We start from the raw sequence: 26,127 nt of genomic DNA, 5'->3' as shown, positions 1-26,127 counted from the left end.
CTCCACAAGCACCCACACGAATTGCTTGATTCAGTTGTTAAAGAGCGATTGGTTAAGATCTTTCGTCTCAACCGAGGCGCGCATTCTACAGCAGCCTCATTTGCTGTCAAGTGATTATTTTCAGAAGTTTTCGAAGATTTCTTCAACAACTTCAACCACTTGCGCTTCCGATCTCTCGTTAGCGGGAGGCGAATTCTACAGCGTTACACGCTGCTGTCAACACCTCTTTTTCTCCGCTTTCGATCGAGAAGATCGAAACGTTATTAGAGCCAAACAACACTGCTCCACCAACTCCTTCTGGGCTTCGATGAACTGAAGCGATCCGCTGTCGATCTTGCGTAACTCTTTGTTTACCAAGGAGTTTTCCGTTTCGACTGCGCCGGAAGTGGGGCGAATTATAGACTTCTGGAATCTGCCGTCAAGCGTTAATTTGCGTTTTCTATTAACCCCCTATGAAAGAAACCAAAATACTCTATATAGATAAGCGCCTCACTAAAGCTGAGCAATATATTGCTCATCTTTATCCACTTGAGCATCATACCGTCCTCGCCTATCCAATATGATCTCGGACGAACAACAATGACCTCCTCTCCACGCAGCCTGGCATCAACACTGTTTCCGGTCGGCCTGCTCTTGATTGCCATGGCATCCATCCAATCCGGCGCATCGCTCGCTAAGAGCATGTTCCCGGTCGTGGGCGCACAAGGTACTACTGCTTTGCGCTTGATTTTCGCCAGCGTGATCATGCTGGTTCTGTTACGTCCGTGGCGCGCCAGGCTGACTGCAAAGTCTCTGCGTACAGTGGTTGTCTACGGCATGGCACTGGGCGGCATGAATTTTCTCTTCTATATGTCATTACGCAGTGTTCCTCTGGGTATTGCCGTAGCACTCGAATTCACAGGGCCGCTGGCCGTAGCTATCTATGCCTCCAGGCGAGCGGTTGATTTCCTGTGGATTGCCTTGGCGATCATCGGCCTACTCCTCTTGATTCCGATGGGAGAAGCCAGCAATGGCATTGACTTGCTGGGAGGTGCCTATGCGCTGGGTGCCGGTATCTGTTGGGCGCTTTACATAGTCTTCGGGCAGAAGGCGGGGAACGACAACGGTGTGCAAACCGCGGCCCTAGGCGTGATGATCGCTGCATTGTTTGTGGCACCTATCGGCATCGTTCATGCGGGAACAGCATTGCTGACACCCGCCTTGATTCCGGTCGCCATCGGTGTGGCTATCCTCTCTACCGCGCTGCCCTACACCCTTGAGATGGTCGCACTCACACGCCTGCCGGCTCGCACTTTCGGCACCCTTATGAGTATCGAACCCGCATTCGGCGCACTCTCTGGTTTGCTCTTCCTACAAGAACATCTCTCCATCCCCCAATGGATGGCCATAACCTGCATTATCCTGGCTTCGGTAGGTGCCACACTGACGATGCGCGACGAGTCCAAGCCGCTGGTTCCGGCGGATTGATTCATGGTTGAACGTAGCTCTGGTAATTGCCGCTCGTTTAAGCCATGTTTAGTGCTTAACGAACGTCACTCATGGAGTTTTTCGACAAGGACAGCGCGAACGCCAAGCTCGGCAGCGAGCACAGCCTGCTTCAAGTCTTACGAGGCGGCTTTTTAAGGATAGGAATGAGAAGAATATTGATACTGTTGATGGTCGTGGCGATTGCAGGCTGTGCCGCGACCACAAAAACAGAAGTAAAACGGGGCAAGAAAGGGCTGCATATCAACTGTTCTGGCCTGTCGTCCTCTTGGGAGCAGTGCTACACCAGCGCAACAAATTCATGCGGCACTAAGGGCTATCGGGTGATCGCGAAGTCCGGTGACAATTCCGAAGAACCTGGCGATTACCCCTTCGGCCTCAACCCGGCGGGTTACACCAGCCGCAGCATGATTGTCATTTGTAAGTAGCCGACTTTCAAAACGTGGGTCGACTTTATAGTCGCCCACGCCTTGAGAACCACAACCTTTAAATGGCCGACGTGCGTACCAGCAACCACTCAAGGCCAGCGCCACTGAGCAATGGACTCAAACGTTCACGCACCTGTTCGTGATAGGCATTGAGCCACTCGCGCTCATCCGTTGTCAGCAGCGAAGGCTCCAGACAACGGGTATCGATGGGACAGAGGGTCAACGTTTCGAATTTGAGAAACTCGCCAAACTCGGTCTTGCCGGCCTCACGGTTCAACACCAGGTTTTCGATGCGCACCCCCCAACGACCAGGCCGGTAGGTACCCGGCTCGATAGAGGTGATCATCCCCGGCTGCATCGCGGTCTGCGGCGCGGTAGCCGCCTGATAGGCAATCACTTGCGGGCCCTCATGCACATTGAGGAAATAACCTACGCCGTGCCCTGTGCCATGACCGTAATCCACGCCTTCGGCCCAGATAGGAGCGCGGGCAATGGCATCCAACAGCGGTGACAGAATCCCTTTGGGGAAGTGCGCGCGCGACAGTGCGATCACACCCTTAAGCACACGAGTGCAGTCACGTTTCTGCTCGTCGCTTGGCGTGCCGATAGGCACCATGCGCGTAATGTCCGTAGTGCCGCCCAAGTACTGACCGCCAGAGTCAATCAACAGCAAGCCGTCGCCCTCGATAACCGCATGCTCTTCTTCAGTGGCGTGGTAGTGGGGCATCGCGCCATTGGCGTTGAATGCCGCGATAGTGTTGAAACTCAGCGAAACATAATCGGGACGGCGGGCACGAGCTGCCGTCAAGTGTTCGTCGATCGTCAGTTCAGTGATGCGCTCGCGCCCAAGCGCGCCGTCCAGCCAAGCGAAGAATTCGCACAACGCGGCGCCATCCTGTTCCATCGCGCGACGGATATGTTCTGCGTCAGCAAGACTTTTGCGGGATTTGGCCAGCGTCGTCGGGTTTAGCCCCTCAATCAGCTTGACGCCGGCATCCAGGTTTTCCAGCAAACCGGCCGTCACGCGCGCGGGATCAACTTGCACGCTGGCACCCGACGGCACCGCACGCAGCGCCTGCGCTACCTCGCTGTAGTCGCGTAAAGTCACACCGTCCTGCTGCAGCACCGCACGCAACTCGGCATCGACTTTAGTCAACGCTACGAACAATGTGGCCTGCTGCTGACTGATCAGCGCAAAGGACACAAATACCGGATTGAACGACACATCACCGCCACGCAGGTTAAACAACCAGGCGATGTCATCCAGGGTGGCAATAAAATGCCAATCAGCGCCCTTCTCTTTCAGACTGGCGCGCAATGCGGCGAGTTTCTCGCCACGGCCAAGGGTCGCTTGGGGCGGCAGGTGCTGATAGATCGGTTGATCGGGTAAATTCGGCCGATCTTTCCAAACCTCATTGAGCAAATCGATATCCGTGCGCAACCGTGCGCCGCGCTCTGCGAGCTTGGCGCTCAAGGTTCGCGCCGAAGCAACCGCCATCACCGCACCGTCCACTGCCACTACACCCCCTTCGGGTGTTTGCTCGGTCAGCCACTCCAATGGCCCAGGCTGACCTGGCTGCAGCTTGACCAGCTCGATACCACTGCCTTTAAGTTCCTTGGTGGCTTGCTCCCAGTAACGGCTGTCAGCCCATACACCGGCGAAATCCGCCGTAACGATCAACGTTCCCACAGACCCATGAAAACCAGACAGCCACTGGCGCCCCTGCCAGTAACCCGGCAGGTATTCGGATAGATGCGGGTCGGCCGACGGCACCAGCAAGGCATCGACCCCCTTGCGGCTCATCAGTTCACGGGTATGCGCCAGGCGCTGGGGAACCGTTCCATGGGTCAAAGGCTGCATGCTCATTGTGTCTCCTGCTAACCACAAATAATTGTTATGCGTTGCGAATGAATATTCAGATGGCCCAGAAGGCCGGCGCACTGGCGAGTGCGGCCTTGATCAACTGTGCTGCCCGATCGATGTCCTGCTCAGAGGTAAACCGTCCCAGGCTCAAGCGAATCGTGCGACCGGCGCTACGGGCATCATGTCCCAATGCAAGAAGCACATGAGAAGGCGTATTACTGGCCGAGTTACACGCCGAAGTCGCGGAAAACGCAATGTCCGCACTCAGCGCAGCCGAATTGAATTCACCTTCGCCAAACGTAAGGCTCAGAGTATGGGGAATACGTTGGGTTGGGCTGCCATTGAGGCGCATCCCAGGAACACTGTCCAACTGATCCAACAAGCGTTGACGCAAGGCCGCGATCTTAAGCTGTTCTTCGGCGAACGATTCAGCGGCCAGGGCAAACGCCATCCCCATGCCGGCAATCTGATGGGTTGCCAGGGTGCCGGAACGCAAGCCGCCTTCATGCCCACCGCCGTGGATCTGCGCCAATACCTTCTGCTGCGCACGTGGGCCGACGTACAACGCGCCGATGCCCTTGGGCCCATACAACTTGTGCGCGGAAAACGACATCAGATCCACTGGCCACTTTGCCAGGTCAATCGCCACCTTGCCTGCCCCCTGCGCCGCGTCAACATGCAGCAATGCGCCATGCTTGCGCACGCGCGCGCCGATGGTGGGGATGTCATTGAGGGTGCCCAGTTCGTTATTCACCAGCATCAGCGACACCAGGAAGGTGTCTTCACGCAGCGCCTCACTCACCGCATCGGCGCTGATCAACCCGTCGGCGTCCGGTACCAAGTAAGTCACGGCCACGCCGGACTCCTGCAATTGCCGCGCGGTATCCAGAGTGGCCTTGTGCTCAATCTGGCTGGTGATGATATGCCCACCAGCCACTCCCCGCGCCTGGGTCACGCCCTTGATCGCCAGGTTGTTGGATTCCGTAGCGCCGGAGGTCCAGACGATCTGTTCGGGCCGTGCGCCCACCAACGCGGAGACCTGCTCGCGCGCCTGCTCCACCGCCTGCCTGGCCGCTTGGCCGAACGCATGGGAGCTGGACGCAGGGTTACCGAAATTGGCATTAAAGCCCAGGCATTCGACCATCACCTGGATGACCCGCTCATCCACCGGCGTGGTGGCGGCGTAGTCGAAATACAACGGACGTTTCGTCATAACGTTCAAACACTCGCAGAGCAGGTTCCCGAGAACAGCGTCTCAGGGGCATCGACCAGAACAAGAGGTCGTCAGGTTTACCCAATCGGATGCCATTGAAAAAGGACCACGTTATTTAAATGTGCGTAGGAACGCTCCTGAAATTGAGCTTAACAGGCTCGGACGGCGCCAAGGCAAACAAAAAGCCCGAGGTCCTTAAAGGAAACCTCGGGCTTTTTGCTACTGGACGCAGGCTCAACTGGGACGACCGTGCAGCGTGACGCTACGCTCGGCGTTCATTTCACCCTGGTGATCAAAGCCGAACGGTTGCTGTGGCTGCCCCATCAAAGCGGCGCGCTGGCGTTGGTACTCATCAAAGGACAGCCCGCGACGACTGAGGGTTTCCAGCGCCAACTGCTTGGTTTCTTCCGCCGTATAGGGACGCAATTCGGGCGAAGGATGGTTCGCACAACCGCCCAACACAGAAGCTACAAGTAATAAAGAAACAGCGAGAAATCGGTTCATGGCGACAGTCCTGTTGGTGGGGCCCAAGTCAATGAACACAGGCTACTCCCGCCTATTCACAGTGAAAAATCACCGTCTTCGATAGTTGCTATCAACCGCTCAGGCACCTTCGATAGCTACATCGTCAAATATTCTAAATTGATCTATCAATATGGAAATTGATTAATTTACGGAATAACAACAACCCTCTATAACAAGCCACAACGTGTGCCCGCGCTCCCCCATCGACGACATAAACCAGTCCTGACGCGCACTGACAAGAGAGGTATCCATGCAGCTTCTGACCTTACCCTCCTCCCCAGCCCTGGCGACCTCTATCCGCGCCACGGCCCAGGTTTTCGAGGACCCGAAGTCTCAGGCCCTGCTCGCCCATATCCAGCAAGTAGCGCCCAGCGAAGCCAGCGTGCTGATTATCGGTGAAACCGGTACTGGCAAAGAGCTGGTGGCGCGCCACATCCATAACCTCAGCGCACGGCGTCACCGACCGTTCGTGGCAGTGAACTGCGGGGCTTTCTCTGAATCACTGGTGGAAGCCGAATTGTTCGGGCATGAAAAAGGCGCCTTCACCGGCGCCCTCACTGCCAAGGCCGGCTGGTTTGAGGAGGCCGATGGCGGCACGCTGTTTCTGGATGAAATAGGCGATTTGCCCATGGCGATCCAAGTCAAATTGTTGCGGGTACTGCAGGAGCGAGAAGTGGTGCGCCTCGGTTCGCGTAAGAGCATTCCGATTGATGTGCGCGTAGTGGCTGCTACTAATGTTCAGTTAGAGAAAGCCATCAACGCCGGACATTTCCGCGAGGACCTCTATTACCGTCTGGATGTAGTCAGCCTAGAACTCAGCCCATTGCGTGAACGGCCCGGCGATATCCTGCCGTTGGTGCGCCACTTTATCCAAACCTACAGCCAGCGCCTGGGCTACGGATCGGTGACTATCAACCACGAGGCGCAGCTCAAGCTGAAAAGTTACAGCTGGCCGGGCAATATCCGCGAGCTGGAAAACGTTATCCATCACACCCTGCTGATCTGCCGTAATGGCGTGATCGAGCGCGAGGATTTGCGCCTGTCGAATCTGCGCATTGATCGCCAGGACGACTCCGCGCACGCCCTCGACAACAGCGCCGAGGCCCTGCTGGAGCGCGCATTTCAGAAGCTGTTCGAAGAGCAGGCCGGTGCTCTGCATGAAAAGGTTGAAGACGCCCTGCTGCGCGCCGCCTACCGATTCAGCCATTACAACCAGGTACACACCGCCAACCTGCTGGGCCTGAGCCGGAATGTGGCCCGTAGCCGTCTGATCAAAATCGGTGAACTGGCGGTGAACAAACGTCGGCCAGGGGAAACCCTTCAAGGTGGGCGGATGCTGCACCTATCCGTTTAAACGACAGTGCAATGCGTTGTCGGGGCCACGTTCGAAACTCTGCAACACTTGGAAAGAACCGAAGGTAACCGCAGTGGCGCGATGGGCGCGAATCAGCGTCCAGAAGTCCTCATCGCCCTGCTCGAAACGCTGGAACGCCGCCTCGCCCTCCTCACGCGATTGCCATTGCAGGTAATTGAGCACGCGTCGCCCGTCAGCACTGATCTGGACGCTGGCGCTCAGAAAACCCTCCTGGCTCTGGGCCAGGCGCTCACTCTGGGTAGACAAGGCCGCCACCAGTGCCAATTGTTGCGGGGGCTCGACGTGGAATTCGATCAGTTGAGTGAAGCTGCGACTTTTCTCTATTACCTGCATGGACTGTCTCCTTTCTATGTAGGCAGAATCTTGCGATTCGATGCCACGCAGGGTAAAACCTCGAGTTAAGTCAAGGTCAAGCACTGATTCGGAGTTTTCATGCTCAATAAAGAACTGACCGTCGGCCAATTGGCCGCGCGCAGCGGTGTGGCCGTCACAGCCCTGCACTTTTACGAAACCAAAGGGCTTATCAAAAGTCATCGCAACGCCGGCAATCAACGGCGCTACCCGCGGGACGTATTGCGCCGCGTGGTGGTGATCAAAATCGCGCAACGCCTGGGGATTCCGTTGGCGACGATCGGCGAGGCGTTGCAGGCCTTGCCGGATGGCCGTACTCCTACGGCGCAGGATTGGGAGCGCTTGTCGGCGCAATGGCGCGAAGACTTGGATGAACGCATCCATAAACTGCAATTGCTGCGTGACAAGCTCAACGGCTGCATTGGGTGCGGATGCCTGTCATTGGAGGCGTGCCCGTTACGCAATCAGGGCGATCAGCTCGGCGAGCGCGGGCCAGGCGCGCACTTGCTCGAACCGGATTGACTGTCCTGGCCCACATCGCCGCCTCCCTGATTGGCGTGACCTATAGTGAAGTGGTCGGTAAACACCGGCGTCTTCCAATCCACCTGATCAAGGAGAGCGATATGAGCGTCAAACCTATCCCGGAAGGCTATCACCGCATCACGCCGTATCTGGGAATCAACGAAGCCGCTGAGGCCATCGAGTTTTACAAGACAGCCTTCGGCGCCCAGCAAATCATGCGCTTGGACATGCCCGACGGCAGGGTCGGTCACGCCGAGCTGCGCATCGGCGATTCGGCATTCATGCTGGGCTCGCCCTGCGAAGAAAGCGCTCTACACAGCCCAAACAACGGTCATACCAGTGTTGGCCTGCATTTATATGTAGAGGACGTCGATGCGCAGTATCAAAAAGCCATCGACGCCGGCGCTAAAATCATCTCCAGACCAAGCGACCAATTCTACGGCGATCGTTCCGGCACACTGCGCGATCCTTTCGGCCATGTGTGGTTCGTGGCGACGCAAAAAGAGTCTTTGTCCGAAGACCAAATTAAAGAGCGCGCGAAGGCGTTGTTCCAGCAAAGCTGAGACCTTCGAGCTGTGTAGCACCAGGCTTGCTCGCCATGGAAGCCCGTTCGGCCATAGACGTCGCCGACCTGCCAGAGCAAGCCCTCCCCCTCCGTTTGTTGGGCGATATCAAGCAAGCGATAAGGCACGGATGAAAGCTTGAAACATTTTCTTTCATTTGTGCCTTAGGGATTTCTCATTCTCATCCGTCTTAACTTAGATACAGCCTGTCGCGTCAGCAAAAGCTACGACTGGCCTTTTCCGGGCCCGCATTGCCCCTCCGATCAAGACCCTCATTCACATGTCGAAGAAGTCACGCTCCAAACTCTGGTTTCTCGTACACAGCTGGCTGGCGTTGCCCATCTGGTTTTTTGTACTGATCGTCTGCGTCACCGGCACCCTGGCGGTGGTCAGCCAGGAAATCGTCTGGCTGGCCAACCCTGACATCCGCGCGAGCAAACCGTCCGACGATGCCGAACCGCTGAGCTTTGACCAAGTGATCGCCGCCATCAAGCGCGACGATCCGCACGTCATCGTGCGCTCCATCATTCGCCCCGATGAATCGCACTTCGCCTTGAGTGTGGGCCTGAGCTATCCCGACGGACGTTCGGTGGAGGCGTATGCCAACCCTTATACCGGCGCGATCCAGGGCATCAGCCCTGCTTTCGATTTCCAGCAATTCACCCGCGCGCTGCACGGCTGGTGGCTGGTGCCTTTTACCAACGGCTACAGTTGGGGTTGGTACCTGGTTTCATTGCTCGGCTTGCCGTTGCTGGCGTCACTGATCACCGGCCTGGTGGTGTACAAGCGCTTCTGGAAAGGTTTCCTGCGCCCGACCTTGCGTATCCGCCATGGTGCGCGGATCTTCTGGGGCGACTTCCACCGCCTGAGCGGAATCTGGTCGATCTGGTTCATTGCGGTTATTTCCATCACCGGCACCTGGTTCTTGATCCAGGCGTTCCTGGGGGACAACCAGATCTCCATTTCCAGCGAACCCATCGTGCCGGTAATCGCCCGGGAGAAAGTACCGACATCCGCCCCTGGCGTACCGGCACCGATGATTCCCTTGGACGATGCGATCAAGATCGCCACCCAGCGCATTCCAGGGCTGGAAGCCAGCTTCGTATTCCTGCCGCTCAACGCTTACAGCCATCTGCAGATCGGTGGCCGCGGCTGGTACCCGCTGATGTTCCAGACCGCGCAACTGAACCCTTATGACGGCGATATCGCCGTTTCGCACCTGTTGTCCGACCGCACTGCACTGGAGTTCGTCACCGAATCCATGCGCCCGCTGCACACCGGAGACTTCGGTGGCCTGTGGATCAAGCTGATCTGGGCGTTCTTCGGTCTGGTGCTGAGCATGATGGTATTGAGTGGCCTGCTGATCTGGACCAAACGCACCGCCCTGGCCACCGCCAATGCCCTCAAACGCAGCCACAAAGCGCCGCGCCAGGCCGCGTCCATCCCGGCCATGCAGGCTGAAACCCCGGAGACCAACCGATGAGCAAAGTCGCTGCCGCTGCACCGCCGTCGCCGCTGCGGGCGTTCTGGCTGAAATGGCGTTTCCATATCAACATCCTCCTCGTGCTGGTGCCGTTGGGCTTTATGCCCAAGTACTTCGCCGACGCCGCACTGTTTCGCGGGGACACCGGTATCGGCGAACGGGTAGCCGGTGAAGTGCAGGTCGGCCCCTGGAGCCTGACCCTCGCCGAATTCCGTAACGAGGGCCCGCGCCCCGACCCGGCGGGCCCGATGAAATTTTTCAATGCCGCCCTGTGTGACGTCTGCGCCGATCAGGTCAAGGCCACTTATCTGCGTATCGGCAAACCCCGCAGCCTACGCGCCGCCGGCGTGATCTTCTTTGGCACGCCGTATCGCATGGGGGCCGGTCTGCCGGTGCCGGAGCGCACGCCGGTAGACGCCGAACTGTGGGTCACCATGGAAGGCTGGGACGGCACGATGCACCAGGGTTCCATCCCGCTGAGCCAGGCCTCCCCTGCCACCATTGCCTGGCTGAACAAGCAAGGAGTAAAACCATGACCTCGATCCTGCGCACCTATATCGCGCTGCTGTGTGTGGGCTTCAGCGCCACCGCCGTGGCCCACAATCCCATGTGCGAATGCAAGGAAATACCCGGCGAGCAAATCCAGTGCAAAGGTGGATTCTCCGATGGCAGCGGCGCGCCTGGCGTGACCTTGGACGTGATCGGCTACGACGAAACCATCCTGATGCCCGGCAAACTCGGCGAGGATTCGACCCTCACGTTCAAGAAACCTTCGGCCGAGTTCTACGTGTTGTTCGATGCCGGCCCTGGCCATGTGGTGGAAATCGATCAAGCGGATATCCAGCCCCAATGAGTACTACCCAGGTTGTACGCCCCGATGGTGCCGGCCACGAAACCCTCTACGTTCTGCTGGTGTGCCTGATCATCCTGGCGGTCGCCGGGACGGTGGTGGCCCTTCACGGCGAGTCCCAGCAGGTTGCGACTCTGCCCAGCCATCAATTGGACGCGCGGCGCGACCTGAGCGCCGCCGAGCAAGGCATCTACGCCGACCTGCGCGTGACCCTGGATGAAATCCATCTGTTGCAACAAGAGCAGAGCGCCCTGCCGACGCCCGAGCAACTGGCCGAGGAAGGCTTCGCGCCGTTCGCTCAAGATGCCAGCTCGGTCAGCCGTGGCGATCACCGCTGGCAGTTGCTGGCACCGTCGGCTTATCTGGGAGTGAGCCAGGCACCTGGGGTGAGCGGCTCATTGCTGATGCGCGTGCAAGGCAGCGAACCGGATATCTGGCTCAACCGATCCAACGACATCGCCGCCCCTTCCGACCTCACTGACCAGGCGCTGATCGCAGCCGGCTGGCAACAGGTGGTCACGCAATTCGATGCCGGCGTGACCCGCCAGCACCGTCACTGAACGAGAAGACCGATTGCCCATGTCTATTTCATCTCCCCTGTTGCGCCTGCTGCTGGTTGGCCTGCTCAGCCTGATGCTCACCCCTTTCGCCAACGCCGAAGCGGGCAAGCGCCTGCGCATCGGCATCACGCTGCACCCTTATTACAGTTACGTGGCCAATATCGTCGGCGACGAGGCCGAGGTGGTGCCGCTGATCCCGGCCGGGTTCAACCCCCACGCCTACGAGCCGCGCGCCGAGGACATCAAGCGCATCGGCACGCTGGACGTGATCGTGCTCAATGGTGTCGGCCATGACGATTTCGCCGACCGCATGATCGCCACCAGCGAACGCCCCGACATCCCGGTGATCGAGGCCAACGCCAATGTGCCGTTGCTGGCCGCCACCGGCAACGCCGCGCGCGGCGCGGGCAAAGTGGTCAACCCACATACCTTCCTGTCGATCAGCGCGTCGATTGCCCAGGTCAACAACATCGCCCGCGAACTGGGCAAGCTCGACCCCGACAACGCCAAGACCTACACCCAGAACGCCCGCGCCTACGGCAAGCGCCTGCGCCAGATGCGCGCCGACGCCCTGGCCAAGCTCACCAGCGCGCCCAACCCAGACCTGCGTGTCGCCACGGTGCACGCGGCCTACGACTACCTGCTGCGTGAGTTTGGCCTGGAAGTCACCGCAGTGGTCGAGCCAGCCCACGGTATAGAACCCAGCCCAAGCCAGTTGAAGAAAACCATCGATGAACTGCGCGCCTTGGATGTGAAGGTGATTTTCTCGGAGATGGATTTCCCGTCCACCTACGTCGATACCATCCAGCGCGAATCCGGGGTCAAGCTGTACCCGCTCTCGCATATTTCCTACGGCGAATACAGCGCTGAAAAGTATGAAGTGGAAATGACCGGCAACCTCAACACCGTGGTCCGTGCCATTCAGGAGTCAGGCGCATGACCGCCGCCGAACAGCTGAACGTCGCCAGCATCGGGCCGACCCTCGACTTCGACAAGGTGTCGCTGACCCTGGGCCGTACCGCGATCCTGGCCGAGGTGAGTTTTCAGGTCCAGCCGGGCAGCATCCACGCGCTGGTGGGACCAAACGGCGGCGGGAAAAGCTCGCTGATCAAGACCTTGCTGGGGCAGACACCGCACCAGGGCCGCTTGAGCCTGGCGTGGCCGTCCTCGCCCGGCACCATCGGCTATGTCCCCCAGGCCTTGGAGTTCGACCGAGGTTTGCCGATGACCGTCGACGATTTCATGGCTGCAATGTGCCAGCGGCGCCCGGCGTTTCTTGGCCTGTCCCGGCATTACGCGGCCGCCATCGGCGAGGCGCTGGAGCGGGTGGGCATGCAGGATAAGCGCAAGCGCCGCATGGGCGCGTTATCCGGCGGCGAACGCCAGCGCGTGCTGCTGGCACAGGGCCTGATCCCGGCCCCCCAATTGCTGGTGTTGGATGAACCGATGTCGGCCCTCGATGAGGCCGGCATCCAGGTGTTCGAACGCCTGCTCAACGACTGGCGCCTGGCTGGCATCACCGTCCTGTGGATCGAACACGATCTGGAAGCGGTTGGCCGCCTGGCAGATCGGGTAACTGGTCTGAACCGCCGCGTGCTGTTCGATGCCACGCCCAAAGAAGCGCTGACGCCTGACCGCCTGCTGACCCTGTTCTCTACTCACCCTCGGAGCACGGCGCCATGAGTTATGAAGCATTTCGCCTGATGGTCCAGGGCTGGGCTTCTTCGGGTTACCTGCCGGAAGCCTTGGCCTACGGCTTTGTAGTCAACGCATTGCTCGCGGGCCTGTTGATCGGCCCGGTATTGGGTGGACTGGGCACGCTGGTGGTAGTCAAACGCTTTGCGTTCTTCTCCGAAGCGGTCGGCCACGCCGCGCTGACCGGCGTAGCCGTGGGCATTCTGCTCGGCGAGCCCTACACCGGGCCGTACGGCAGCCTGTTCGGCTACTGCCTGTTGTTCGGCATCCTGCTCAACTACTTGCGCAACCGCACCGGGCTGGCGCCGGACACCTTGATCGGCGTGTTCCTGTCGGTTTCCCTGGCATTGGGCGCGAGCCTGCTGTTGATCCTGGCGGGCAAGATCAATGTACACATCCTGGAAAACGTGTTGTTCGGTTCGGTACTGACGGTTAACGGCAACGATCTGCTGGTGCTGGCGATTGTCGGTTCCCTGGTGATGGCCCTGGCATTGCCGCTGTACAACCGCATCATGCTCGCCAGCTTCAATCCCCAACTGGCGGCCGTGCGTGGCGTGGCAGTGAAGACTTTGGATTATCTGTTCGTGATCCTGGTGACACTGATCACCGTGGCGGCGGTCAAGGTCATCGGCGCGATCCTGGTGGGCGCGCTGCTGGTGATTCCGGCGGCGGCGGCGCGGCTGTTGAGCCAGTCGCTCAAAGGGTTTTTCTGGGTCTCGGTGGTGATCGCCACCGTCAGCACCCTCTGTGGCATTCTGCTACCGATCATATTTGACCTGCCCATACCCTCCGGCGCCGCGATCATCCTCGTCGCCGGTATCGCCTTCGCCTGCGCGGCCATCGCGCGGGGCGTCGTCCCCAGCCTGAAAGGGAACCTTGGATAATGCGCTTCGTTCTACACCCTCTGACTCTGGCCTTCGCCTGCCTGATCGCCACACCGCTGATGGCGACCGAATCGGTAAAACCGGCGGTGCATGCCGCCAAACCTGTGAAAGTGCTGGCCTCGCTGCCCATCACCTATGGCCTGGCGGACGTGTTGCTCAAAGGCACCGACGTGCAGCTGGAACGTGCCGCGCCGGCCAACCTACCTGGCACGCGACAGGTATCGTATTTCACGGGGCGTGGCGCATCGGCGCTCAGCACGTTGGCCCAAGACGCCGACGCCGCCATCGGCTTGCGCTCGCTATGGCCGGATGACCCGCTGTACCGGGTGGCGCGACGCAGCAATATCCGTATCGTCGAAGTGGATGCCGCGCGTCCAGTGGACGGGGGTTTGCCGGGGATCGCCGTGCAACCCGGCGCCTCCGACGGTTTGAATAGCCAGCCCTGGCAATCGAGTAACAACCTGGGCCGCATGGCCGATGTAGTGGCCGCCGACCTGAGCCGTCTGGCGCCGGGGGCCAAAACGAAGATCGACGCCAACCTCGCCGCCCTCAAGCAACGCCTGCTTAAATTCAGCGCCGACAGCGAGGCACGCCTGGCCAAGGCGGACAACCTGAGCGTGGTCAGCCTGAGCGATCATTTCGCCTACCTGATCAGCAGCCTGAACCTGGAAGCGCTCAGCACGGACGCCCGCCCCGACGCCGAGTGGACGCCCGACGCATTGCGCAAACTCACCGCTGATCTGAAGGACAATGACGTCGGAGTGGTGCTGCATCATCGTCAGCCGAGTGAGGCGGTAAAAGCCGCAGTGACAGCAGGTGGCGCGCAGCTTCTGGTACTTAACGTCGACGGTGCGGATCCGGTGACGGAGTTGGAAAACAATGTGGATCAGGTGATCAAAAGCCTTACGCCGCGCGGCTAAATGACAGCGGTCTTAAGGGGGACTTGGATTGGCCGCTGTTCACTCAGACGACATCCACCCCCACGTGAATCGCGTCATGCCGCCAAAACTCCAGATCGCAGTCGATCAGGCGCTGGTGCTGGTCATAGTTGACCCGGGCAATGCGCAGGCCGGGGCTGCCCACCGAGACGCGCAACGCAGCGGCCGCCTCCACGGGCAGTGAGGTCGGAACGATCTCGAAACGCACCCGCCCGTAATGCACGTCGTACTTGCGTGCGTACAGCTCAGTCATCGACTGGGTCAAATCACACGCCAGGATTCCGGGAAAATACTGCGGGTTCAGGTAGTGCTCTACATACAACACCAAGCGCCCATCGATCCGCCGGCCCCGGCAAATCTGGATCACGCTGGACAACGCCGGCAACTGCAGCCAGGCGCACACCGCCGCCGAGGCCGGTTGCAAGCGTGCGCTGAGTACTTCGGTGGACGCCACCCGGCCCTGGTCACTGACCATCGCGTGAAAGTGGCTGCGCTGCATCAGGTTGTAGGCCAGTCGCGGCGGCGATACAAACCAGCCACGGCGTTCCTCGCGATAGATCTGCCCTTGAGCCTCCAGTTGTAACAAGGCTTCCCGCACGGTTATGCGAGTGGTACCAAACAACTCGCTGAGCTTGCGTTCGGCAGGCAATTTGTGGCCGGGGGGCAATAGACCGTGATCGATCTGCTCCTGCAGCGCCAGGCCGATGGAAGTCACCGCCTTGATTGCTTCATCACGCATCAACGTTACCTATCTGGACTAGACCAGCACCGTTCAGGTGCATAAAGCGCTCGATAAATGGGCCCTTGTTACTGCGTGTCAGCCTAGGCATTACAAATGACCGAGAGATGACAGCACCTGCCGGGGTGGCATACCACACTCTGCAATACATCAGCCAAGTCCAGTCAATGCGGGCCCTGGGGCATGGTCTACGCTAAGTTTGCGCTGACCGACATCAACGCTTTAAAAACGACATCGACATGAAACTGTCATCCATCGAGCCTAGATTGGCTCAGGTATTGCTGACCTAGACCAAACCACCGCAATCGTTCGTAAAAACGCAGCGTTGTTAACGCCCATAGGAGCTTCGGATGAAACAGCTTTTCCTGGCATCACTGTTAGGCTCGACCATTGCCATGTGCACCGCGGCCATGGCTGCCGATACCGATCTAAAAACCCTGGAAGCCGCCGCGAAAGCGGAAGGCGCCGTCAACAGCGTCGGCATGCCCGATGACTGGGCCAACTGGAAAGGCACCTGGGACGATCTGGCCAAGACCTACGGCCTCAAGCACATCGACACCGACATGAGTTCCGCCCAGGAAATTGCCAAGTTCAAAGCCGAAAAGGACAATGCCAGCGCCGATATCGGCGACGTCGGCGCCGCCTTCGGCCCGATTGCGGTGAAGCAGGAAGTGACCCAGCCTTACAAACCGTCCACCTGGGCACAGGTGCCGGATTGGGCAAAAGACAAGGACGGCCACTGGGCGCTGGCGTACACCGGCACTATCGCGTTTATCGTCAACAAAAAGCTGCTGCACGGCTCTGAAGTCCCCCACAGCTGGGCCGACCTGCAAACCGGCAAGTACAAGGTGTCCGTGGGTGACGTCAGCACAGCGGCACAGGCGGCCAACGGCGTATTGGCAGCAGCTATCGCCAACAAAGGCGACGAGAAGAACATTGCCCCTGGGCTGCAGTTTTTCACCAAGATCGCCCAGCAAGGGCGCCTCTCACTGTCCAACCCGACCATCGCCACCATGGAAAAAGGCGAAGTCGAAGTGGGCATCGTCTGGGACTTCAACGGCCTGAGCTACAAAGCCAAAATGGCCAACCCGGATGACTACGTGGTGCTGATCCCATCGGACGGCTCGGTGAAATCCGGCTACACCACCATCATCAACAAATACGCCAAGCACCCGAATGCGGCCAAGTTGACCCGCGAGTACATCTTCAGCGATGCCGGCCAGCTCAACCTGGCCCGGGGCAATGCACGCCCCATCCGTGCCGAAACCGACCTGAAACTGCCGGCCGATATCGCCAAGAACCTGATCCCGGGCGAGCAGTACACCAAGGCCAACCCACAGCCGATCAAGGACGCCGATGCCTGGGAAAAAACGTCCAAGAAGTTGCCTCAGCTGTGGAACGAGCAGGTCATCGTAGAGATGAAATAAGCCTGTCGCCCACATTGGAAATCCACTGGAGATCCAATATGGGAGGGGGCTAGCCCCCTCCCATACTTTTGACCTCTTTCCTCCTGAGGAATTGAGTCAAGTCTATTGCTGCGGAGCGCTCTCCCCCATGAAGCACAACGTCATCCTTGTCGTGCTCGACGGCCTGAACTTCGAGGTTGCAAGGCACGCCATGGGACATTTGCAAGCGTATGTCAGCGCAGGACGCGCAGCCCTCTACAAACTGGATTGTGAACTGCCCGCGCTGTCCCGCCCGTTGTACGAATGCATCCTCACCGGCGTACCGCCGATCCAGAGCGGTATCGTCCACAACAACGTCTCGCGCCTGTCCAACCAGCGCAGCCTATTCCATTACGCCACCGCCGCCGGCCTTAGTACCGCAGCGGCGGCTTATCACTGGGTCAGCGAGCTGTACAACCGCACGCCGTTCATGCCTGCGCGGGACCGTCATACCCACGACCCGGCGCTGGCGATCCAACACGGGCATTTCTACTGGAATGACCACTACCCGGACTCCCACCTGTTCGCCGATGCCGAAAGCTTGCGGCTCAAGCACACGCCGAACTTTCTGCTGGTGCACCCGATGAACATCGACGACGCCGGCCACAAACATGGCCTCGACACCGCGCAATATCGCAACAGCGCCCGCTCGGCCGACATCATCCTGGCCGATTACCTGCAAGGCTGGCTCGATGCCGGCTACCAGGTGCTGGTGACCGCCGACCACGGCATGAACAACGACCGCTCCCACAACGGCCTGCTGCCGGAAGAGCGCGAAGTACCGCTGTTTGTGCTTGGCGATGCCTTCAGCCTGGATGCCGGCGCAGCGCCGAAACAAACCGAGCTGTGCGGCACTGTCTGCGAATTATTGGGCGTGCCCCACGACAAGCCTGTCTGCCGGGAGTTGCTCAAGTGAATGCCATGACCCGCGGCAAATATCTGGCCCTGCTGTGCCTGATGCCTTTTGCACTGTTCTTTATCGTGTTCGAAATCGCGCCGTTGGTATGGGTGCTGATCAACAGCCTGCAAACCGAAGAGTCCGGCTGGGGCGTGGACAACTTCACGCGGATCTTCAGCTCCAAGTTCTACCTGCAGGCCATCCAGTACAGCCTGGAGATCAGTTTCTACTCCAGTGTGTTCGGGATCATCATTTCCGTGCTGGGCAGCTACTCGCTGCGCCGGGTGGACTCGCCCCTGCGCAACTTCGTCACCGCCTTCGCCAACATGACCAGCAACTTCGCCGGCGTCCCCCTGGCCTTCGCCTTCATCATTCTGTTGGGGTTCAACGGCAGTATCACGATCATGCTCAAGCAGGCGGGCATCATCGAAGACTTCAACCTGTACTCGAAAACCGGGTTGATCATCCTCTATACCTATTTCCAGATTCCCCTCGGCGTGTTGCTGCTCTACCCAGCCTTCGATGCCTTGCGCGAGGACTGGCGTGAGTCGGCAGCGCTGCTGGGCGCCAGTGGCTGGCAGTTCTGGCGACACATTGGCCTGCCGGTGCTCACACCCGCGCTGCTCGGCACCTTCGTGATCCTGCTGGCCAATGCCCTGGGCGCCTATGCCACGGTGTACGCATTGACCACCGGCAATTTCAACGTCTTGCCGATCCGCATCGCCGCGATGGTGTCCGGGGATATCTCCCTGGACCCGAACATGGCCAGCGCCCTCGCCGTGGTCCTGGTGGCGTTGATGACCGTGATCACCGTGGTCCATCAATTGCTGCTCAAGAGGAGCTACCATGTCTCGCGCTGAAGCCGGCCCGGCCTCCCTCTACCATCGCGTCATGGTGTACCTGCTGTTTGCCATTCTGGTACTGCCGTTGGTGGGCACGTTTATCTATTCGATTGCCAGCAGTTGGTCGGCGACCATTCTGCCGGCCGGTTTTACCCTGAAATGGTATGTGCAGCTGTGGAGCGACCCGCGCTTTCTGATGGCCTTCGGTCAATCATTGGTAGTGTGCGTGGGCGCGCTGATCCTGTCGGTGGTGCTGATCCTGCCGCTGCTGTTCGTGGTGCATTACCACTTTCCCAAACTCGACGCGCTGATGAATATCCTGATCCTGCTGCCGTTTGCGGTGCCGCCGGTGGTGTCGTCGGTAGGCTTGCTGCAGCTTTACGGCTCCGGGCCGATGGCGATGGTGGGCACGCCGTGGATCCTGATCGGCTGCTACTTCACGGTCGCGCTGCCGTTTATGTATCGGGCGATCACCGACAACCTGCAGGCCATCAACCTGCGCGACCTGATGGACGCCTCGCAACTGCTCGGCGCCAGCACCTGGCAAGCCGCGATCCTGGTGGTGCTGCCCAACCTGCGCAAAGGCCTGATGGTGGCACTGTTACTGTCGTTCTCGTTCCTGTTCGGTGAGTTCGTGTTCGCCAACATCCTGGTGGGCACCCGCTACGAAACCCTGCAGGTGTACCTCAACAATATGCGCAACAGCAGCGGCCACTTCACCAGCGCCGTGGTCATTTCCTACTTCTTCTTTGTACTGGTATTGACCTGGGTCGCCACCTTCTTGAACAAGGACAAAAGCCAATGAGCTTCGTCAGCGTGCAACATCTGCAGAAAAGCTACGCCGGCACGCCGGTGTTCAGCGACATCAATTGCGAAATCGCCAAGGGTGAATTCGTCACCCTGCTCGGCCCGTCCGGTTGCGGCAAATCGACCCTGCTGCGCTGCATCGCCGGCCTGACAGCCGTGGACAGTGGGCAAATCCTGCTGGATGGCCAGGACATCGTTCCGCTGAGCCCACAGAAGCGCCACATCGGCATGGTGTTCCAGAGCTATGCGCTGTTCCCCAACATGACCGTCGAGCAAAACGTCGCGTTTGGCCTGCGCATGCAAAAGGTCAACGCCGCTGACAGCCACAAGCGCGTGCAGGAAGTACTGCAACTGGTGGAACTCAAAGACCTGGCAGGCCGTTATCCGCACCAGATGTCCGGCGGCCAGTGCCAGCGTGTCGCCCTGGCCCGCTCTCTGGTGACCCGCCCACGCCTGTTGCTGCTGGATGAACCGCTGTCGGCGCTTGATGCCCGGATTCGCAAGCACCTGCGCGAACAGATCCGCGAGATTCAGCGCGAGCTGGGGCTGACCACGATTTTCGTGACCCATGACCAGGAGGAAGCGCTGACCATGTCCGACCGCATCTTCCTGATGAACCAGGGCAAGATCGTGCAGAGCGGCGATGCGGAGACGCTCTATACGGCGCCGGTGGACGTATTCGCCGCCGGTTTTATCGGCAACTACAACCTGCTGGACTCCGACACGGCTAGTCGCTTGCTGCAACGCCCGATCAGCGGCCGCATCGCGATTCGCCCGGAATCCATCGAGCTGAGCCGCAGCGGCGAACTTGACGCACTAGTGCGCAGCCACAGTTTGCTGGGCAACGTGATCCGCTATCGTATCGAAGCCCGCGGCGTAGAGCTGGTGGTGGATGTGCTCAACCGTTCGGCGCAGGATCTGCACCCTGACGGCCAGCGCCTGGCACTTTCCATCGACCCCAGCGCGCTATGTGAAGTAGCCTGAGCAGTGATTTATTGAGAGAGCGTAACGGATGGCATTGGTAATTTTTGATTTGGACGACACCCTGATCCACGGCGACTGCGCCACCTTATGGAGCGAGCAGATGGGCCGTCTGGGCTGGGTCGACCCCGAGTCGTTCATGCGCAGGAACAACGAACTGATGGACGCCTACAGCCAGGGCAAACTGGCGATGGAAGAGTTTATGGACTTCAGCCTGGAGCCGATGATCGGCCGCACGCCGGAGGAAATCGAGCACTTGGTGGAGCCGTGGGTCGAAGACGTGATCGAACCGCTGATCTACAGCGACGCCACCAAAACCATTGCCCGCCACCGAGCGCAGGGCGACCGGATTCTGGTGATCTCCGCGTCGGGCACGCATTTGGTCAAGCCGATTGCTGCGCGTATCGGCATCGACGAAGTGCTGGGCATCGAGCTGGAGGTCAGCCATGGCGTTTACAGCGGTAAAACGGTGGGCGTACTGACTTACCGGGAAGGCAAGATCAAGCGTTTGCTGGACTGGCTGGCGCAGGAAGATGAAAACCTGGACGGTGCGTACTTCTATTCGGATTCGCGCAATGACTTGCCACTGCTGCTGAAGGTCGATCATCCCCAGGTGGTGAACCCGGATCCGGTATTGCGGGCACATGCCGAGCAGGAGGGCTGGCCGATTCATCACTGGGTTTGATGCCGCCCTGGAGGCTGCTATAAATCGACGCGATCAAGGCCAGAAGTCGTCATTAGAATGTGAAATGAGCCTACATCCTATGTAGGACTCGGGGCGCCAAGCGCATCACATGACCTTCAACGCCTTGCAATGCTTTCACAGTGCCTCCATAGTGAGTCTGGACTGAGCCCGTAGCAGTAGCGCCGGGCTTTTTGCATTATGCGACCGGCCCACACGGAACCGGCGACTTCAAAGACGGCCTAATATGCGTTATCAATTGCCCCCGCGTCGAACCAGCATGAAGCATCTGTTCCCCAGCACCGCCCTCGCTCTTTTCATTGGTCTCGGCTTTGCGTCGATGTCGACCCATACGTTCGCAGCCAACAGCTGGGACAACCTTCAGCCGGATCGCGATGAGGTGATCGCCAGCCTAAACGTCGTCGAGTTGCTCAAGCGCCATCACTACAGCAAGCCGCCGCTGGACGACGCGCGCTCGGTGATCATCTACGACAGCTACCTCAAGCTGCTGGATCCGTCGCGCAGCTACTTCCTGGCCAGCGATATCGCTGAGTTCGACAAGTGGAAGACCCAGTTCGACGACTTCCTCAAGAGTGGCGACTTGCAACCCGGTTTCACCATCTACAAGCGCTACCTGGACCGCGTCAAAGCGCGTCTGGACTTCGCGCTGGCTGAACTGGACAAAGGCGTCGACAAACTTGACTTCACCCAGAAAGAAACTCTTCTGGTGGACCGCAAGGACGCCCCTTGGCTGACCAGCACCGCTGCCCTCGACGATCTGTGGCGCAAACGCGTCAAAGACGAAGTGCTGCGCCTGAAGATTGCCGGCAAAGAGCCCAAGGCCATCCAAGAGCTGTTGACCAAGCGTTACAAGAATCAGCTGGCGCGTCTGGATCAGACCCGCGCCGAAGATATCTTCCAGGCGTACATCAACACCTTCGCGATGTCCTACGACCCGCACACAAATTATCTGTCGCCAGATAACGCGGAAAATTTCGATATCAATATGAGTCTGTCGTTGGAAGGCATCGGTGCCGTTCTGCAAAGCGACAACGACCAAGTCAAGATCGTGCGTCTGGTGCCAGCAGGTCCGGCCGACAAGACCAAGCAGGTCGCACCGGCCGACAAGATCATCGGCGTGGCCCAGGCAGACAAAGAGATGGTCGATGTCGTCGGCTGGCGCCTGGACGAAGTGGTCAAGCTGATCCGTGGTCCAAAAGGCAGCGTGGTACGCCTGGAAGTGATTCCGCACACCAATGCCCCCAACGACCAGACCAGCAAGATTGTGTCGATCACCCGTGAAGCGGTGAAGCTCGAAGACCAGGCCGTGCAGAAGAAAGTCCTTAACCTCAAACAGGATGGCAAGGATTACAAACTGGGCGTCATTGAGATCCCGGCCTTCTACCTGGACTTCAAAGCCTTCCGTGCTGGCGACCCGAACTACAAGAGCACCACCCGCGACGTTAAGAAAATCCTGACAGAACTGCAGAAGGAAAAAGTCGACGGCGTGGTCATCGACCTGCGCAACAACGGCGGCGGCTCGCTGCAAGAAGCCACCGAGCTGACCAGCCTGTTTATCGACAAAGGCCCGACCGTGTTGGTACGCAACGCCGACGGCCGTGTCGACGTGCTGGAAGACGAAAACCCGGGCGCGTTCTACAAAGGGCCGATGGCGCTGTTGGTCAACCGCCTCTCGGCGTCGGCTTCGGAGATTTTCGCCGGTGCCATGCAGGACTATCACCGCGCGCTGATCATCGGCGGCCAGACCTTCGGCAAAGGCACCGTGCAGACTATCCAGCCGCTCAACCATGGCGAGCTGAAGCTGACACTTGCCAAGTTCTACCGGGTGTCCGGACAGAGCACCCAGCACCAGGGGGTGCTGCCGGATATCGATTTTCCGTCGGTCATCGACACCAAGGAAATCGGCGAAAGCGCTTTGCCGGAAGCCATGCCGTGGGACACCATCCGTCCCGCTATCAAGCCGGCATCCGACCCGTTCAAGCCATTCCTCGCACAGCTCAAAGCTGACCACGACACCCGCTCCGCCAAGGACGCCGAATTCGTGTTCATCCGCGACAAGCTGGCCCTGGCCAAGAAGTTGATGGAAGAAAAAACCGTCAGCCTCAATGAAGCGGACCGCCGTGCGCAGCATAGCGATATCGAAAACAAGCAACTGGCCCTGGAAAACATCCGCCGCAAGGCGAAGGGTGAAGACCCGCTCAAGGAGCTTAAGAAAGAAGACGAAGACGCGTTGCCAACCGAGGCGGATAAAACCAAGCCGGAAGACGACGCCTACTTGGCCGAGACGGGCCGAATTCTGCTGGACTACCTGAAGGTCAGCAAGCAGGTAGCCAAGCAGTAAATGATGGCGATTTAATGTGAACGCTCTCCGGAGTGTCATCAAATAGACATCATTCTGTCGTGAAATAAAGGACCCCAGGCATTATGCCTGGGGTCCTTTTTTTTCGATCGAGATCGCCATGACCATGACCGAACAGCTGAACGCATTGGGCTCAATCCTGGCTCAAGGCAGTTTGCACAGCCTGTTCCAGCCGATCCTGTGCTTATCCGAACGACGTATTCTGGGCTACGAAGCGCTCAGCCGCGGCCCCTCCAACAGCCCCCTGCACTCCCCCGTCGCGCTGTTCGCCGTGGCCAGCCAGGCCGGACGCCTGAGCGATTTGGAAATGGCATGTCGCGAGAGTGCCTGTCGACGCTTCAGCGAACAGCAACTGCCGGGCAAGCTGTTTCTCAACATCTCGCCGGAATCCTTGATGGAAACGGCACACCAGCCGGGCCGCACTCTGCAACTGCTGCACGACTTCGGCATCCCGCCCAGCCAAGTGGTGATCGAACTCACCGAACAAACCCCCACTGACGATTTCGATCTACTGCAGACCGCCCTGCACCACTATCGCAACATGGGATTTTCCATCGCCTTGGACGATCTGGGCGCCGGGTATTCGAGCTTGCGCCTGTGGTCAGAGCTACGTCCCGACTACGTCAAAATCGACCGGCACTTTATCGACGGCATCCACCAAGATGCGCTCAAGCGCGAGTTTGTCGGCTCGATCCTGCAAATCGCCAAGGCATCGCGCGCGCAAGTGATCGCCGAAGGTATCGAGTTGCCGGAAGAGCTGGCGGTATTGATGGAAATGGGCGTCGACCTGGTCCAGGGCTATTTGCTCTGTCGGCCACAGGAACAGCCACCGCAGGAAGCGCGGTTGATGCTGCCCAAACCCGACAGCGCCAACATGTCCCTCAACGAAGAAGGCAGCGACCTCAGCGCCCTGCTGAACGAACAACCGGCGGTGGATCAAGACACCGCCACCGCCCAAGTCTTGGAGGCCTTTCGCCGCCAGGCCAATCTCAACTCCCTGGCAGTGCTCGATGGCCGCGGTCACCCTGTGGGCATCGTGCACCGGCATTCGCTGTCCGACGCACTGCTCAAGCCGTTCGCCACCGATCTTTTCGCGCGCAAGCCCATCAGCCGCCTGATGAGCAGTGACTTCCTGGCAGTGGAGCTAAGCCAGTCGCTGCAACAGGTCAGCCGCCTGCTGACCAGCCGCGCGCGGCAACGGATTGAAGAAGATTTCATCATCACACTCAATGGTGACTACCTAGGCCTGGGTCGGGTGATCGACGTGCTGAAGCTGATCACCGAGCTGAAAATCCAACAGGCGCGCTACGCCAATCCACTGACGTTGCTGCCGGGCAACGTGCCGATTCAGCAGTGCCTCACGCGCCTGTTACAGCAGCAACGGGAATCCGTGATCTGCTACGTGGACATCGACAGCTTCAAGCCCTTCAACGATATCTATGGCTACGGACGGGGGGATGAGGTGTTGCTGTGCCTGGCGCAGTGCCTGAACGACCGGGTCGACCCCAGCCGCGACTTCGTCGGGCATATCGGTGGCGATGATTTTTTGCTGGTACTGGGGCCGCAGGATTGGCGCAGACGGCTCAACCAGTTGCTGGATGATTTTCACACCCAATGCCGGCGCTTCTACCGCGCCGAACACCTGGATGCCGGCTGCTTCGTCGCATTGAACCGCCAGGGTGTGCGCCAGGAGTTTGCCCTGCTTTCGCTGTCGATCGGCGTTGTCCATCTACATCCACAGGCCTGTGAACAGCTCGACGCCAGCCAGTTGGCAGAGCTGGCGTCGCAGGCCAAGCATCATGCCAAGGACATGGAGGGCTATAGCGTCCATGTGATCAACAGCATGGACATGCTCTCGCCAACGCTTTAAGCCTCGGCGGACTCCGGATACTCGTATTCGAATACCCGTACCACTTCCGAAGCATGCCAGGAGGCAGCGGCCACACCGTCAGACGGTCCGCTGAAACGCCCAAGACGCTCCACGCATTCAAAAAAACCAGTACGCGGCAGGCGGCTGGCGCCCTGGCTGATCACCAAGGAGCTACGCAGCGGCTGATCGGCCTTGGCATCCAAGGCCGCCAGGTGCTCCAAGGCGGCGGCCAAGGTCTGCATGGCCGGCGAGGGAAACTGCAAACGCTCCAGCAGCGCCCGATACGTCAGTAGATGGCGCTGGCGGCGCGCCTGATCCAGTTCGTTGAGCAACCCATCCCAGTGTTGACGACTGATACGTAGGCTCAAGATTCATCCCTCCAACCTGCAACGCCCAATTCCCAGGCCAGGCTGCGGCGGATCGCAGCATCCGGCTGGCGCTCACCACTTTCGATCAATCCAAGATAAGAAGGGCTGATACCCACCGTGCGGGCCAGCGCTTCAATGGCAAGGCCCTTGGTCTCACGCAGGCCGCGCAGGTCGGCGAGAGGGCGCAGGTCCTGATCGGACGCGGCCTGGGCGGAGGAGTAAGAAGGAGATGGAGGCTGTTGCTGACCGGCCGCTTTAAGCAGCGCCTGGTACTGCTCCCATGGCAACACCGCGTATTCGGGTGCGCCGTTGCGTGAAATTATCTGAATATCCATGACTGCCCCGTAGGATAACAACACTTACAACGTAAGCACTTTCC

Annotated in this window: 28 protein-coding genes; 21 read left to right on the top strand and 7 right to left on the bottom strand. The window is 59.3% G+C overall.

The window, feature by feature from the left end:
• Positions 1-579 precede the first annotated feature (579 nt).
• Positions 580-1,467 carry a threonine/homoserine exporter RhtA gene (gene rhtA / locus ABX75_RS24935; RefSeq protein WP_047882859.1) on the top strand — a complete coding sequence of 296 codons (888 nt, stop codon included), beginning with the start codon at positions 580-582 and terminating at the stop codon, positions 1,465-1,467.
• 164 nt (positions 1,468-1,631) lie between these two features.
• Positions 1,632-1,913, top strand: a complete 282-nt coding sequence (locus tag ABX75_RS24930) for a hypothetical protein (protein ID WP_034096797.1) — start codon at positions 1,632-1,634, stop codon at positions 1,911-1,913.
• Between the two features lie 58 nt (positions 1,914-1,971).
• Here ABX75_RS24930 and ABX75_RS24925 read toward each other — a convergent pair whose 3' ends face one another.
• From ABX75_RS24925 to ABX75_RS24915, 3 genes are all read right to left on the bottom strand, one after another.
• On the bottom strand, positions 1,972-3,780 hold the full coding sequence (locus ABX75_RS24925) for an aminopeptidase P family protein (protein WP_034096753.1): 1,809 nt from the start codon (positions 3,778-3,780) through the stop codon (positions 1,972-1,974).
• Between the two features lie 49 nt (positions 3,781-3,829).
• Positions 3,830-4,990: a cysteine desulfurase family protein gene (locus tag ABX75_RS24920; protein ID WP_047882858.1), complete on the bottom strand. Its 1,161-nt coding sequence runs from the start codon at positions 4,988-4,990 to the stop codon at positions 3,830-3,832.
• 234 nt (positions 4,991-5,224) lie between these two features.
• Positions 5,225-5,494 (bottom strand): hypothetical protein, encoded by a 270-nt coding sequence (locus tag ABX75_RS24915; protein WP_034096751.1) that lies wholly within the window; start codon positions 5,492-5,494, stop codon positions 5,225-5,227.
• A 271-nt stretch (positions 5,495-5,765) separates the two neighbouring features.
• Here ABX75_RS24915 and ABX75_RS24910 point away from each other — a divergent pair, with 271 nt between their 5' ends.
• Positions 5,766-6,869: a sigma-54-dependent Fis family transcriptional regulator gene (locus tag ABX75_RS24910; protein WP_040266418.1), complete on the top strand. Its 1,104-nt coding sequence runs from the start codon at positions 5,766-5,768 to the stop codon at positions 6,867-6,869.
• Here ABX75_RS24910 and ABX75_RS24905 read toward each other — a convergent pair.
• A complete protein-coding gene (locus ABX75_RS24905; protein WP_034096749.1) occupies positions 6,858-7,223 on the bottom strand; it encodes an antibiotic biosynthesis monooxygenase in 366 nt (121 codons plus the stop codon). The genes ABX75_RS24910 and ABX75_RS24905 overlap by 12 nt on opposite strands.
• Positions 7,224-7,322: 99 nt before the next feature.
• Here ABX75_RS24905 and soxR point away from each other — a divergent pair, with 99 nt between their 5' ends.
• The 10 genes from soxR to ABX75_RS24855 all read left to right on the top strand — a co-directional run bounded on the left by soxR (position 7,323) and on the right by ABX75_RS24855 (position 14,718).
• Positions 7,323-7,763, top strand: coding sequence for a redox-sensitive transcriptional activator SoxR (soxR, locus tag ABX75_RS24900; protein ID WP_034096748.1), 441 nt, complete (start codon positions 7,323-7,325; stop codon positions 7,761-7,763).
• A 101-nt stretch (positions 7,764-7,864) separates the two neighbouring features.
• Positions 7,865-8,326: a VOC family protein gene (locus tag ABX75_RS24895; protein ID WP_047882861.1), complete on the top strand. Its 462-nt coding sequence runs from the start codon at positions 7,865-7,867 to the stop codon at positions 8,324-8,326.
• Positions 8,327-8,606: 280 nt separating this feature from the next.
• Complete coding sequence (locus tag ABX75_RS24890; RefSeq protein ID WP_034096746.1) at positions 8,607-9,809, top strand: PepSY domain-containing protein; 1,203 nt, start codon at positions 8,607-8,609, stop codon at positions 9,807-9,809.
• Positions 9,806-10,345 (top strand): hypothetical protein, encoded by a 540-nt coding sequence (locus ABX75_RS24885; protein ID WP_034096745.1) that lies wholly within the window; start codon positions 9,806-9,808, stop codon positions 10,343-10,345. The genes ABX75_RS24890 and ABX75_RS24885 overlap by 4 nt, the downstream gene beginning before the upstream one ends.
• Complete coding sequence (locus tag ABX75_RS24880) at positions 10,342-10,662, top strand: hypothetical protein (RefSeq protein WP_034112764.1); 321 nt, start codon at positions 10,342-10,344, stop codon at positions 10,660-10,662. Before ABX75_RS24885 ends, ABX75_RS24880 begins: the two co-directional genes overlap by 4 nt.
• A complete protein-coding gene (locus tag ABX75_RS24875) occupies positions 10,659-11,219 on the top strand; it encodes a DUF6162 family protein (RefSeq protein ID WP_047882857.1) in 561 nt (186 codons plus the stop codon). The genes ABX75_RS24880 and ABX75_RS24875 overlap by 4 nt, the downstream gene beginning before the upstream one ends.
• A 19-nt stretch (positions 11,220-11,238) precedes the next feature.
• Positions 11,239-12,159 carry a metal ABC transporter substrate-binding protein gene (locus tag ABX75_RS24870; protein ID WP_047882856.1) on the top strand — a complete coding sequence of 307 codons (921 nt, stop codon included), beginning with the start codon at positions 11,239-11,241 and terminating at the stop codon, positions 12,157-12,159.
• A complete protein-coding gene (locus ABX75_RS24865) occupies positions 12,156-12,902 on the top strand; it encodes a metal ABC transporter ATP-binding protein (RefSeq protein ID WP_034096741.1) in 747 nt (248 codons plus the stop codon). Before ABX75_RS24870 ends, ABX75_RS24865 begins: the two co-directional genes overlap by 4 nt.
• Positions 12,899-13,798, top strand: coding sequence for a metal ABC transporter permease (locus ABX75_RS24860; RefSeq protein WP_040266411.1), 900 nt, complete (start codon positions 12,899-12,901; stop codon positions 13,796-13,798). Before ABX75_RS24865 ends, ABX75_RS24860 begins: the two co-directional genes overlap by 4 nt.
• Entirely contained in the window at positions 13,798-14,718 is a 921-nt protein-coding gene (locus ABX75_RS24855) for a metal ABC transporter solute-binding protein, Zn/Mn family (RefSeq protein WP_047882855.1), read from the top strand. The genes ABX75_RS24860 and ABX75_RS24855 overlap by 1 nt, the downstream gene beginning before the upstream one ends.
• A 43-nt stretch (positions 14,719-14,761) precedes the next feature.
• Here the strand turns inward: ABX75_RS24855 and ABX75_RS24850 are convergent, their stop codons facing one another.
• On the bottom strand, positions 14,762-15,475 hold the full coding sequence (locus ABX75_RS24850; protein WP_034112756.1) for a UTRA domain-containing protein: 714 nt from the start codon (positions 15,473-15,475) through the stop codon (positions 14,762-14,764).
• Between the two features lie 350 nt (positions 15,476-15,825).
• Here ABX75_RS24850 and ABX75_RS24845 point away from each other — a divergent pair, with 350 nt between their 5' ends.
• The 8 genes from ABX75_RS24845 to ABX75_RS24810 all read left to right on the top strand — a co-directional run bounded on the left by ABX75_RS24845 (position 15,826) and on the right by ABX75_RS24810 (position 25,380).
• Positions 15,826-16,902 (top strand): ABC transporter substrate-binding protein, encoded by a 1,077-nt coding sequence (locus ABX75_RS24845; protein ID WP_034096737.1) that lies wholly within the window; start codon positions 15,826-15,828, stop codon positions 16,900-16,902.
• A 127-nt stretch (positions 16,903-17,029) separates the two neighbouring features.
• Positions 17,030-17,836 (top strand): alkaline phosphatase family protein, encoded by an 807-nt coding sequence (locus ABX75_RS24840; protein ID WP_034096736.1) that lies wholly within the window; start codon positions 17,030-17,032, stop codon positions 17,834-17,836.
• A gap of 5 nt (positions 17,837-17,841) precedes the next feature.
• Complete coding sequence (locus ABX75_RS24835) at positions 17,842-18,678, top strand: ABC transporter permease subunit (RefSeq protein ID WP_167389863.1); 837 nt, start codon at positions 17,842-17,844, stop codon at positions 18,676-18,678.
• Positions 18,665-19,465, top strand: a complete 801-nt coding sequence (locus ABX75_RS24830; RefSeq protein WP_047882854.1) for an ABC transporter permease — start codon at positions 18,665-18,667, stop codon at positions 19,463-19,465. Before ABX75_RS24835 ends, ABX75_RS24830 begins: the two co-directional genes overlap by 14 nt.
• Positions 19,462-20,451: an ABC transporter ATP-binding protein gene (locus ABX75_RS24825; RefSeq protein WP_034096733.1), complete on the top strand. Its 990-nt coding sequence runs from the start codon at positions 19,462-19,464 to the stop codon at positions 20,449-20,451. Before ABX75_RS24830 ends, ABX75_RS24825 begins: the two co-directional genes overlap by 4 nt.
• Positions 20,452-20,479: 28 nt before the next feature.
• Positions 20,480-21,133: an HAD family phosphatase gene (locus ABX75_RS24820; RefSeq protein ID WP_047882853.1), complete on the top strand. Its 654-nt coding sequence runs from the start codon at positions 20,480-20,482 to the stop codon at positions 21,131-21,133.
• A gap of 277 nt (positions 21,134-21,410) precedes the next feature.
• Positions 21,411-23,492, top strand: coding sequence for a carboxy terminal-processing peptidase (locus ABX75_RS24815; RefSeq protein WP_169868305.1), 2,082 nt, complete (start codon positions 21,411-21,413; stop codon positions 23,490-23,492).
• Positions 23,493-23,610: 118 nt separating this feature from the next.
• Positions 23,611-25,380: a bifunctional diguanylate cyclase/phosphodiesterase gene (locus tag ABX75_RS24810; RefSeq protein ID WP_034096730.1), complete on the top strand. Its 1,770-nt coding sequence runs from the start codon at positions 23,611-23,613 to the stop codon at positions 25,378-25,380.
• On the opposite strand, the gene ABX75_RS24805 is transcribed toward ABX75_RS24810, so the two are convergent.
• Entirely contained in the window at positions 25,377-25,748 is a 372-nt protein-coding gene (locus ABX75_RS24805) for a hypothetical protein (RefSeq protein WP_034096729.1), read from the bottom strand. The two genes, ABX75_RS24810 and ABX75_RS24805, sit on opposite strands and share 4 nt — an antisense overlap.
• Positions 25,745-26,083: a helix-turn-helix transcriptional regulator gene (locus tag ABX75_RS24800; RefSeq protein ID WP_034096728.1), complete on the bottom strand. Its 339-nt coding sequence runs from the start codon at positions 26,081-26,083 to the stop codon at positions 25,745-25,747. Before ABX75_RS24800 ends, ABX75_RS24805 begins: the two co-directional genes overlap by 4 nt.
• Positions 26,084-26,127 lie beyond the last annotated feature (44 nt).

The sequence above is a fragment of the Pseudomonas sp. ARP3 genome, assembly GCF_001029595.1.
Lineage (GTDB): Bacteria > Pseudomonadota > Gammaproteobacteria > Pseudomonadales > Pseudomonadaceae > Aquipseudomonas > Aquipseudomonas rhodesiae.
This window is presented reverse-complemented; position numbering and strand designations above follow the sequence as displayed.

Bases quoted from the DNA above. Each gene is read 5' to 3' on its own strand.
- rhtA (WP_047882859.1), top strand. From the start codon at position 580: ATGACCTCCTCTCCACGCAGCCTGGCATCAACACTGTTTCCGGTCGGC.
- ABX75_RS24930 (WP_034096797.1), top strand. From the start codon at position 1,632: ATGAGAAGAATATTGATACTGTTGATGGTCGTGGCGATTGCAGGCTGT.
- ABX75_RS24925 (WP_034096753.1), bottom strand. From the start codon at position 3,780: ATGAGCATGCAGCCTTTGACCCATGGAACGGTTCCCCAGCGCCTGGCG.
- ABX75_RS24920 (WP_047882858.1), bottom strand. From the start codon at position 4,990: ATGACGAAACGTCCGTTGTATTTCGACTACGCCGCCACCACGCCGGTG.
- ABX75_RS24915 (WP_034096751.1), bottom strand. From the start codon at position 5,494: ATGAACCGATTTCTCGCTGTTTCTTTATTACTTGTAGCTTCTGTGTTG.
- ABX75_RS24910 (WP_040266418.1), top strand. From the start codon at position 5,766: ATGCAGCTTCTGACCTTACCCTCCTCCCCAGCCCTGGCGACCTCTATC.
- ABX75_RS24905 (WP_034096749.1), bottom strand. From the start codon at position 7,223: ATGCAGGTAATAGAGAAAAGTCGCAGCTTCACTCAACTGATCGAATTC.
- soxR (WP_034096748.1), top strand. From the start codon at position 7,323: ATGCTCAATAAAGAACTGACCGTCGGCCAATTGGCCGCGCGCAGCGGT.
- ABX75_RS24895 (WP_047882861.1), top strand. From the start codon at position 7,865: ATGAGCGTCAAACCTATCCCGGAAGGCTATCACCGCATCACGCCGTAT.
- ABX75_RS24890 (WP_034096746.1), top strand. From the start codon at position 8,607: ATGTCGAAGAAGTCACGCTCCAAACTCTGGTTTCTCGTACACAGCTGG.
- ABX75_RS24885 (WP_034096745.1), top strand. From the start codon at position 9,806: ATGAGCAAAGTCGCTGCCGCTGCACCGCCGTCGCCGCTGCGGGCGTTC.
- ABX75_RS24880 (WP_034112764.1), top strand. From the start codon at position 10,342: ATGACCTCGATCCTGCGCACCTATATCGCGCTGCTGTGTGTGGGCTTC.
- ABX75_RS24875 (WP_047882857.1), top strand. From the start codon at position 10,659: ATGAGTACTACCCAGGTTGTACGCCCCGATGGTGCCGGCCACGAAACC.
- ABX75_RS24870 (WP_047882856.1), top strand. From the start codon at position 11,239: ATGTCTATTTCATCTCCCCTGTTGCGCCTGCTGCTGGTTGGCCTGCTC.
- ABX75_RS24865 (WP_034096741.1), top strand. From the start codon at position 12,156: ATGACCGCCGCCGAACAGCTGAACGTCGCCAGCATCGGGCCGACCCTC.
- ABX75_RS24860 (WP_040266411.1), top strand. From the start codon at position 12,899: ATGAGTTATGAAGCATTTCGCCTGATGGTCCAGGGCTGGGCTTCTTCG.
- ABX75_RS24855 (WP_047882855.1), top strand. From the start codon at position 13,798: ATGCGCTTCGTTCTACACCCTCTGACTCTGGCCTTCGCCTGCCTGATC.
- ABX75_RS24850 (WP_034112756.1), bottom strand. From the start codon at position 15,475: ATGCGTGATGAAGCAATCAAGGCGGTGACTTCCATCGGCCTGGCGCTG.
- ABX75_RS24845 (WP_034096737.1), top strand. From the start codon at position 15,826: ATGAAACAGCTTTTCCTGGCATCACTGTTAGGCTCGACCATTGCCATG.
- ABX75_RS24840 (WP_034096736.1), top strand. From the start codon at position 17,030: ATGAAGCACAACGTCATCCTTGTCGTGCTCGACGGCCTGAACTTCGAG.
- ABX75_RS24835 (WP_167389863.1), top strand. From the start codon at position 17,842: ATGACCCGCGGCAAATATCTGGCCCTGCTGTGCCTGATGCCTTTTGCA.
- ABX75_RS24830 (WP_047882854.1), top strand. From the start codon at position 18,665: ATGTCTCGCGCTGAAGCCGGCCCGGCCTCCCTCTACCATCGCGTCATG.
- ABX75_RS24825 (WP_034096733.1), top strand. From the start codon at position 19,462: ATGAGCTTCGTCAGCGTGCAACATCTGCAGAAAAGCTACGCCGGCACG.
- ABX75_RS24820 (WP_047882853.1), top strand. From the start codon at position 20,480: ATGGCATTGGTAATTTTTGATTTGGACGACACCCTGATCCACGGCGAC.
- ABX75_RS24815 (WP_169868305.1), top strand. From the start codon at position 21,411: ATGAAGCATCTGTTCCCCAGCACCGCCCTCGCTCTTTTCATTGGTCTC.
- ABX75_RS24810 (WP_034096730.1), top strand. From the start codon at position 23,611: ATGACCATGACCGAACAGCTGAACGCATTGGGCTCAATCCTGGCTCAA.
- ABX75_RS24800 (WP_034096728.1), bottom strand. From the start codon at position 26,083: ATGGATATTCAGATAATTTCACGCAACGGCGCACCCGAATACGCGGTG.